This is a genomic window from Hominiventricola sp. (genome assembly GCF_057604405.1).
This window is the reverse complement of the sequence record NZ_DBLYVB010000050.1, coordinates 1-4559: the sequence shown is the minus strand read 5'-3', so window position 1 is coordinate 4559 and position 4559 is coordinate 1. Positions and strand designations below refer to the sequence as shown.

Here is a 4559-nt window from a genome sequence, read left to right as displayed (position 1 = left end):
GCAAGAGCAACTTCCTGGTCAACAGCTTCCTGCATAACCTCTGAGAGTGTGATCCCTGTTTCCGGATCAACGGTCTCCTGATTCTCCGTTGCTTCGATCTCTGCATCAAATTCTTTTTCTGTCAGTTCTGTTTTGCTCTCCGTTTCAGCAGCACCAGTTTCCTCTGTAGACGAGTCAGCCTCAGAATCCTCAGTTTCTGTCTTATCGGAAGAACCAGCATCCTGATCAGAAGAACTTTCTGACTGCGAATCTTTCTGCTGATCCGCTTCTTTTACTACGATCTTTCGATTGATCTGGTAGGTTGGGTGATCCGTTGTCTGTGGTTCTACATAATAGACTGCCTTATAGGAATTGGCATAATCGGTAGAAAAATCATTCCCGTCCGCATCTTTTGCTTCCTGAAATGTAACTTTTACTTTGCTGTCATCCTGGATCGTAAGACCGGTATAATCACTCTTTACATCGAAATTGTCTCCAACCTTGATCTCATAATCCTTTGCAGTTACCACTTCATCTTCATCCAACTGATCCTTGATCTCCTCATAATACGGAATCTTTTTTACAGATCCAGCATCATCAGAAGCATAGGCAACAGCGGGAGAGAGTACCGTCGATAGAACCGTTACTGCAGTCAGTAAACCGGACATCACCCTGCGTGCTTTCTTTTTCACGTTCATTCTCTTAAATCCTTCCTTTCTGATTCTTTTGTGTATGGTTATCTGTTAGTTTCTGCATATTATCTTTTATACGAAGATGATCGCCTCCTTTCCTGAAATTTGTGCTATTTGGGACAGTCAGCACAAGCTGAGATAACAGCACAAATATATGGCGGTACCTGTTTGTCACAAATACCGCCACATGATTTCTACTGTCATCCTCTTTTTAGATTCAGACATTTTATTTTGATTTAAGATTTAAGCGTTTTCCTGTTTTCTTTCCCGGATCCGTTCCTATATCAGTTTCCATCTCTGATACGTTTTCTTCTGGCAGACACGCAGCTTTTCGCTCTATGCATGTTCAAATCAAATATCACTCCGGGCAGGCTATTCATTTTTCAAGGTACATGAAGGTGTTCTATGCAAACCCTTCATATAACGAAACGCTCAGAGCCTGTTTTACAGTGGTCTAATTCAATTTTTTTGAAATTTTTTTAAAATTCTTCGTTTTCCGCCTTTTTTTTCATCGTTTTTAATGCTCTGTTCAGGAGGTCATTTACACTCTGTTGTTTGATTCCCAGATAATCTGCGACATCCTGCTGACGCATTTCTTCGAAATAAACCAGATTGAGTACCATCTTTTGCCTCTCTGTCAATTCCTTGATCAGCGCATGCAGAATTTCTCTGTCGATAACATCGTCAACAAAATCTTTTGAAGATCCTCTCATAATCTCCGCATCATCTGTAACATCGCTGTTAGAAAACACACCATGATTGGTGCTGATTTTGCTCTGGCTGTATGCCATACGGTCTTCAGCCTCCATCAGCAGACGGATATACCAGTTTTCATTATCAAAGAACTCTTTATTGAATTCCTTGTTATCGCCAGTTACACTCACATATTCATAGTCATCACAACTATGAAGCGGAAATACGGTTGATTGATTTCCTGCTGTATAAAGTACATATCCGTGATCATAAACAGAGATTGTTGTATCTGCATTGATCATTTCCTTTACTACAACTTTGTGTTCCTTCAAGGATTTCACGCTTGGGATTCTCTTCTCCACATCAGCAACTTTCACGATTTTTTTCAGTTCTTTTAATGTCAACATAAAGACCACCTTTCTGCCTTTCGGCTCCGGGTGGTCCATTCCATCTTTTATGAAATTTCTGCACAGACATAAAGAACTGCAGTACAAGAGGTCACGAACTCACCCGTTTTTTTTGAACGGGAGTCCGCGACTCCTTTGTAACGCATGTATCTGCGTTTAGATTAAGTTTGCCAGATTGCCTGGCTTATTCAGTTGATATGTGCATCTTCTGATTCATTCTCTGTTTGCTCTTTGCGAAACATGGAATAATCGCCCATAGCATCGTAAGGACAATGCCTTACAAATTCCTGGTATTCGATTTCAGTCATCTTTGCTTCCTCCTTTGTGTCATATTATCAAAATCTCTATTTACAATTATTTTTGCAAAAAAGAATTCAACCTCTATATAACGAAACGCTGAGAGCCTGTTTTACAGTGGGGTACGACAAAAAAATTTAAAAATTTTTCGAAATACGTCAAAAAAGCCCGACAAAACAAATACTTCAACAATCTCCAAAACCAGAAAAGACTTCTGATCTTGCAGTGTATCCGTAAATGTTTTGCCGGGCTCTTAGTGATTCCAGTCAGGTTCAGCTCCTTGACAAACTCTTGCTGTCTGGTGCGTTCTTGATGGTTCCTGCCAAATCCAACGCTTACTACAGACAGCTCATTCTATTCTGTTATGATCCCTGATTCATCATCTTTCGGGAATACGTCCGCATCCTGGACTTTAATTGTTCATCTCGGATGTGAATCGGACGAACCGACACCATATCATCCTTTACAAATATCTCCAATGTACTGCGACATTTTTTGCACTCCACTTCTGAATCGCTTTGTGCGCTCTTTTCAATAAATGCTCCACATACAGAGCAATGTACATGCCATTTAATAGCACCTGATCCCATATAGGCTTCCTCCTTTAAGCAATAAGATATTTCTCCATTTATTACTCAACGGACCAAAGGGAAATCAAATCCGCCTTATGAGCATCATGCCATCCATTCCGTAAGTGCCAAAGCTACACGAACAGCACGATTTCTATTCTGATCAGATCTGCTTTGTCGATCTGTGCATCCTTTTTTATCCTTTCACCAGCTACCACTCACTCTTTCCGGTATAAAAAATTCCGCTGTGATTAATTAACATGATATTTCAATAGTTTCAAATACATCACCAGTCAGATCACAGATGTCCTGGATCTGAATCTCGGTATCATTAATCCGTAAGTGGACTGATGGATCAAAAAATTCTACGGTTCCAGATAATGTATGGTACTGACCAATTAATGGATTCTTCCATGACTTTTGAAAATAAGTTGCCTGTATCTTCATTCCATATGCCAGGATCCTTAATTTCATATCCAACTCATTTTTCTTTTCCTCAGATAAATCTCTTTTTGGTTCATAAATGATTTCCTGTTGCCGGATTGTTTCATCCAGTCCACGAAGTGCCGCAAATGGAGCAAACTGTTTTGCCCTGCGTCCTACATCCATGGGATGTCTCCTGGAAACCGGTCTTGGTAAATATAAATACGGTTGATATGCACTTGCCAGCACTTTTTGCACCTCCTCTAAGCACGGTGACCACCTATTTGCTCGTTGCGTTCTCTATAAGTAGAACACTCTAGCAGGTTGGATCCCCGCATGATCGCATTCTTCCCATAACGCTGCTTTACATTCAATACTGCTTCCTGTAAATGCCGTTCCTTATCGGTCTGTTTGGGATCATCAAACAGGCTGTACTGCACATAACTTTCAGGAACAACCCTGTTCGCACACACCTCGATTCTTCGGATTCCGGTATATCTGTCTGCAATCCTGAGATATAAATCTTCCACTGCATCTATGATCTTTTTGGAACTGTTACTTTCTCTTTCGAGTTTTACGGTTCCTTTGGATGCCTCATGCTCATACCTGTGGTCATAGGCGATCCATAAGGTGAGAGAGCTTGTTACCAGTCCTTTTTCAAACAGATCCAGGACCAGATTATCTGTCATTTCCCTTACGATCACAAGTGCTTCATCAAAAGAATAATTTCGCATCAGCACCTGACCATTTGAAAGGCTGTGTTCCTCCGAATGATAGTTCTTGATGTCACTCATCCGGCATGTTTCATATCCCCATGCATGATCGATCAACAGCTCTGCATCAATCCCAAACATCTTATACAGCCAGTCTTCGGATCTTAAAGAAGCCATTGCAATATCGCCCATCGTATGGATTCCATAACCGGCCAGTTTTTTTTCAGTCCGGGATCCAATCCTCCAGAAGTCACTTAATGGTTTATGATCCCATAGCTGCTCTCTGTAAGAGAATTCATCCAGGATTCCAATATGGTCATCCACATGCTTTGCTACGATATCCATTGCGATCTTAGCAAGATACAGATTGGTTCCCACACCAGCGGTTGCAGTGATACCTGTTTCTTCCATAACCTCCTGCATAAGCTTTACCGCCATTTCTTTTGCAGTGAGATGATAAAGCTGCAGATAGTTTGTCACATCAATAAAACACTCATCGACACTGTACACATGGATATCTTCTTTTGAGACGTACCGCAGATAGATTCCATAGATCTTTGCGGAATAATCCATATACAGCTGCATCCTTGGCATGGCTGTGATGTACTTCACACAATCCGGTATCTCATGGATCCGGCACCGGTTCTTGATGCCAAGAGCCTTCATAGCCGGAGTGATTGCCAGGCAGATTGTTGACTTTGATCTGGTCGGATCTGCAACCACCAGGTTTGCTTTAAATGGATCCAGCCCACGTTCTACGCATTCCACAGAAGCATAAAAGGACTT

3 protein-coding genes and 1 pseudogene are annotated in these 4559 nt (G+C 41.3%); all 4 read right to left on the bottom strand.

Going from position 1 to position 4559, the window contains the following annotated elements; translation table 11 throughout:
• A pseudogene (locus ACZMB2_RS13650) lies at positions 1-677 on the bottom strand (SpaA isopeptide-forming pilin-related protein); the annotation flags it as partial.
• A 473-nt stretch (positions 678-1150) separates the two neighbouring features.
• Positions 1151-1771, bottom strand: coding sequence for a sigma-70 family RNA polymerase sigma factor (locus ACZMB2_RS13645; RefSeq protein ID WP_227176742.1), 621 nt, complete (start codon positions 1769-1771; stop codon positions 1151-1153).
• Between the two features lie 1121 nt (positions 1772-2892).
• Positions 2893-3309, bottom strand: coding sequence for a hypothetical protein (locus ACZMB2_RS13640; protein ID WP_242953241.1), 417 nt, complete (start codon positions 3307-3309; stop codon positions 2893-2895).
• Positions 3310-3323: 14 nt separating this feature from the next.
• Positions 3324-4559 (bottom strand): Y-family DNA polymerase (locus ACZMB2_RS13635; RefSeq protein WP_487597142.1); only part of this gene is annotated, 1236 nt, incomplete at its 5' end.